Below are 4,522 nucleotides of genomic sequence, written 5' to 3'. Positions count from 1 at the left end.
GCGCGGGCCGGCCGGCGAGCGCGACGCGCCCTGCGCGCCGGCGACCGTCATGGCGAGCTGGAACAGCCCGTCCCAGGGATCGGGCGGCGGCTCGTCGGCGCGCGGCAGGCCCGGCGTGGCGCCGGACAGGCCCTTGACCTGGCGGTCCAGCCTGGCGGCCAGCGCCAGCGCCTTTTCGAGCACCGGCTCCGTGACGCGCGACAAGGCCGGCCCGATCAAACGCTCGCGCGGCCCCCAGACGCGGTTCTCGCGCACCAGCACGGCGAGCGGCTTGCCGGCCTCGATCCCGCGCTTGATGCGCAGCAGCGTGCGCAATTCCTCGACCACGGCCCACAGCACCAGCACCAGCGCCTCGCCCTCGCCCTTCAGCCCGTCGATCATGCGCGCCAGCCGGCCCGCGTCGCCGGCCAGCATCGCCTCGTTGAGCTTGAAGACGTCGTAGCGCGCCACGTTGAGCACGGCATCCTGCACCTGCTCGAAGGCCAGCGTGCCGGACGGATAGAGCAGCCCGAGCTTCTGGATCTCCTGGTGCGCGGCCAGCAGGTTGCCCTCGACGCGCTCGGCGATGAACTGCAGCGCGCGCCGGCCATCGTCGCCGGCGGCCACGCGCTGGCCCTGCGCGGCGAGCCGCTGGCCGATCCAGTTCGGCAGTTGCGCGCGATCGACCGGGTCGATCTTCAGCGCGACGCCGCCGTTGCCCAGCGCGGTGAACCAGGCCGACTTCTGCGTGGCGGCATCGAGCCGCGGCAGCGTGACCAGCATCAGCACCTCGGGATTGCCCGCGCCGGCCAGCGTCTTCAGCGCGTCGGCGCCTTCCTTGCCCGGCTTGCCCGAGGGAATCCGCAACTCGATCAGCTGGCGCTCGCCGAACAGCGACATCGCCTGGCTCGCGCCCAGCAGCGAGCTCCAGTCGAAGCTGCGCTCGACCGTGAACACCGAACGCTCGGTGAAACCGGCCGCGCGCGCGGCGGCACGAATCCGGTCGCAGGCCTCCTGGGCCAGCAGCGGTTCGTCGCCGTAGACGGTGTAGAGGCCGGCGAGCCCCTTCGCCAGGTGCGGCTCCAGCGCCTCAAGTCGCAATTGCATCGATTCGAACGCTCAGCAGTCGGAGAAAACGGATTCGGACAAGCCGCCGCGCATCACAGCGGCGGCGGCGGCAGCGGCGCGCGCGGCGCGATGCCCGGCGCCACCTCGCCCGGCCTGGGCGTCAGCGTGTGCACCACCGACAGGCGGCGCGTGAGCTGGTCGACGGCATCGTTCTGCATGTCCGCGAACAGGATGTCGCTTTCCTGCGCCTTGGCCTGCACGAACTGCGCGTTGTAGGTCATGGCGCGGTTCAGCGAGATCACGCTCGGCGCGATCAGCAGGGCGCCGTCCTTGGTGGTCAGCGTGTAGCTCAGCGAATAGTTGAGCTGGTATTCCTCGACCGTGCCGAACTCGTCCAGCGTCAGCGTGCCGGTGCCGCGCGCCTCGGACACGCGCAGGATCGCGTCGGCATCGGCCTGGGCCTTGACCACCTTGGTATCGCTGCCGCCCTCGACCATCCGCGTCAGGCGCGCGGCCACCGCCGGCTGCGCGCCCACGATCAGCAGGTGCTTGAACGCGTAGTCCTGCGTGCCGCGCAGCTGGAAGCCGCATGCGGACAGCAGCGCCGCGCTGCCCACGGCCATCAAAAACGATCTGCGGATCACCTTCGCTCCTTGGTTCGTACTGCGCGTCAGACCACCACGTTGACGAGACGGCCCGGCACGACGATCACCTTCTTCGCCGGCTTGCCCTCGCCGAACTTCGCGAATGCCTCGTCGGCGAGCGCGGCCGCCTCGATCACCTCGCGGCTGGCGTCCTTCGCGACCTTGACCGCGCCGCGCACCTTGCCGTTGATCTGCAGCACCAGCTCGATCTCGGCCTGCTCCAGCGCGGCCTCGTCGACCTTCGGCCAGGGCGCGTCGAGCAGCGGGCCGAATTCGTCGGCATAGGCGAGTTCCTGCCACAGCGCGAAGGTCAGGTGCGGCACCACCGGGTACAGCACGCGCAGCAGGATCCCGTAGGTCTCGCGCAGCACCGCGCCCGGCGCGCTCTTGGCGCCCTCGATCGCGTTGAGCATCTTCATCGCGGCCGACACCACGGTGTTGTACTGCAGGCGCTGGTAGTCGAAATCGGCCTGCTTCAGCACGGCGTGGATCTCGCGGCGCAGCGCCTTGGCGGTCTCGTCGAGCGCGGCGGCGTCGAGCGCATCGCGCGTCACCAGCGCCTCGCGATTGGCCGAGGCGAAGGCCCAGACGCGGCGCAGGAAGCGGCTCGCGCCTTCCACGCCCGCGCCCGACCACTCGAGCTGCTGCTCGGGCGGCGCCGCGAACATGGTGAACAGCCGGGCCGTGTCCGCGCCGTGCTGGTCGATCAGCAACTGCGGATCGACGCCGTTGTTCTTCGATTTCGACATCTTCTCGATGCCGCCCAGCACCACCGGCTGGCCGTCGCCGTTGAGCACCGCGCCGACCGGGCGGCCCTTGTCGTCGTGCGTGACGGTCACGTCGGCCGGGTTGAACCAGCTCTTCTTGCCGTTCGCGTCCTCGCGGTAGAAGGTTTCGTTGAGCACCATGCCCTGCGTGAGCAGGTTCCTGGCCGGCTCGCCGAACTTCACCAGGCCCAGGTCGCGCATCACCTTGGTCCAGAAGCGCGAGTACAGCAGGTGCAGGATCGCGTGCTCGATGCCGCCGATGTACTGGTCCATCGGCATCCAGTGATCGGTGCGCGCGTCGACCATGGTCGTCGCGTCGGGCGCCGTGTAGCGCGAGAAGTACCAGGACGAGTCGACGAAGGTGTCCATGGTGTCGGTCTCGCGCCTGGCCGGCGCGCCGCACTTCGGACAGCTGCAGTTCAGGAAGGCCTCGGATTTCGCCAGCGGGTTGCCGGTGCCGTCCGGCACCAGGTCCTCGGGCAGCACCACCGGCAGGTCCGCCTCGGGCACCGGCACGTCGCCGCAGGACGGGCAGTGGATGATCGGGATCGGCGTGCCCCAGTAGCGCTGGCGCGACACGCCCCAGTCGCGCAGGCGCCAGGTGACCTGCTTGTCGCCGAAGCCGCCCGCGTTCAGGTCGGCCGACACGGCGTCGACCGCCGCCTCGTGGCCCAGGCCGTCGTACTTGCCGCTGTTGACGTTGACGCCCTTGAGCTTGTCGCCGTACCACTCCTGCCAGGCCTCGCGCGACCAGGTCTCGCCCTCGACGGCGATCACCTGCTGCATCGGCAGGCCGTACTTGTTGGCGAACGCGAAATCGCGCTCGTCGTGCGCCGGCACGCCCATCACGGCGCCCTCGCCGTAGCTCATCAGCACGTAGTTGCCGATCCACACCGGCACCGGCTCGCCGGTGAGCGGATGCTTGACCGAGAAGCCGGTGGCCACGCCCTTCTTCTCCATGGTGGCCATGTCGGCCTCGGCCACGCCGCCCTGCTTGCACTCCTCGATGAAGGCGAGCAGCTCGGGACGGCCCTCGGCCAGGCGCGTGGCGAGCGGATGCTCGGCCGCCACCGCGCAGAAGGTCACGCCCATGATGGTGTCGGCGCGCGTGGTGAACACGCGCAGCAGCTTCTGCTCGCCGTCGAGTTCATACGGGAAGCCGAAGTTCACGCCGAAGCTCTTGCCGATCCAGTTCTGCTGCATGATCTTGACGCGCTCGGGCCAGCCCAGGCCGTCGAGGTCGTCGAGCAGTTCGTCGGCGTACTGCGTGATGCGCAGGTAGTACATCGGGATCTCGCGCTTCTCGATCAGCGCGCCCGAACGCCAGCCGCGCCCGTCGATCACCTGCTCGTTGGCCAGCACGGTCTGGTCGACCGGATCCCAGTTGACGGTGCCCGTCTTCTTGTAGGCGATGCCCTTCTCGAGCATCTTCAGGAACAGCCACTGGTTCCACTTGTAGTAGTCGGGCTTGCAGGTGGCGATCTCGCGCGACCAGTCGATCGCCAGGCCCATCGACTGCATCTGGCCCTTCATGTAGGCGATGTTGTCGTAGGTCCACTTCGCGGGCGGCACGCCGTTGGCCATCGCGGCGTTCTCGGCCGGCATGCCGAACGCGTCCCAGCCCATCGGCATCAGCGTGTTGTAGCCGTTCATCCGCAGATAGCGGTACATCACGTCGTTGATCGTGTAGTTGCGTACGTGACCCATGTGCAGCTTGCCGGACGGGTAAGGCAGCATCGACACGCAAAAGAACTTCGGCTTTTGCGAATCTTCCTTCGTCAGGTAGGCGTCGGTATCGCGCCAATCGCGCTGGACGGCGGCTTCGACGTCGGCGGGTACGTATCGTTCTTGCATGGTGTGGTTCGGCTAGGCTGTCGGCACGCGCGACGCGCGCGCAGGCTGGAGTGGATCGAAAGTCGCACTCCCCGGATCGCGGGGAAAGGGTCGATTATACCGCCCGCTCAGGCCCCTCAGGCCATCGCGCGCGGCTTGGGGCGGCGACGCCCGTCGGCCGGGGCAGCCGGCGCGGGCGCGGGCCTGGCGAAGGCGCCTCGCCGGGCGGCT

The 4,522-nt window shown here is 69.1% G+C and carries 3 protein-coding genes; all 3 read right to left on the bottom strand.

The features are described from left to right. The coding region (holA, locus tag F3J18_RS35700) for a DNA polymerase III subunit delta (protein ID WP_166916818.1) at positions 1-1,086 on the bottom strand (1,086 nt) is incomplete at its 3' end. A gap of 53 nt (positions 1,087-1,139) precedes the next feature. After that, entirely contained in the window at positions 1,140-1,691 is a 552-nt protein-coding gene (gene lptE, locus F3J18_RS35695) for an LPS assembly lipoprotein LptE (RefSeq protein ID WP_166916816.1), read from the bottom strand. A gap of 26 nt (positions 1,692-1,717) precedes the next feature. Beyond that, positions 1,718-4,312: a leucine--tRNA ligase gene (gene leuS, locus F3J18_RS35690; protein ID WP_166916814.1), complete on the bottom strand. Its 2,595-nt coding sequence runs from the start codon at positions 4,310-4,312 to the stop codon at positions 1,718-1,720. Positions 4,313-4,522 lie beyond the last annotated feature (210 nt).

The organism is Burkholderia sp. Ax-1720, from assembly GCF_011753035.1.
GTDB classification, from domain to species: domain Bacteria; phylum Pseudomonadota; class Gammaproteobacteria; order Burkholderiales; family Burkholderiaceae; genus Burkholderia; species Burkholderia gladioli.
Note: the sequence above shows the minus strand (reverse complement) of the source record. Positions and strands in the feature narration are given on the sequence as shown.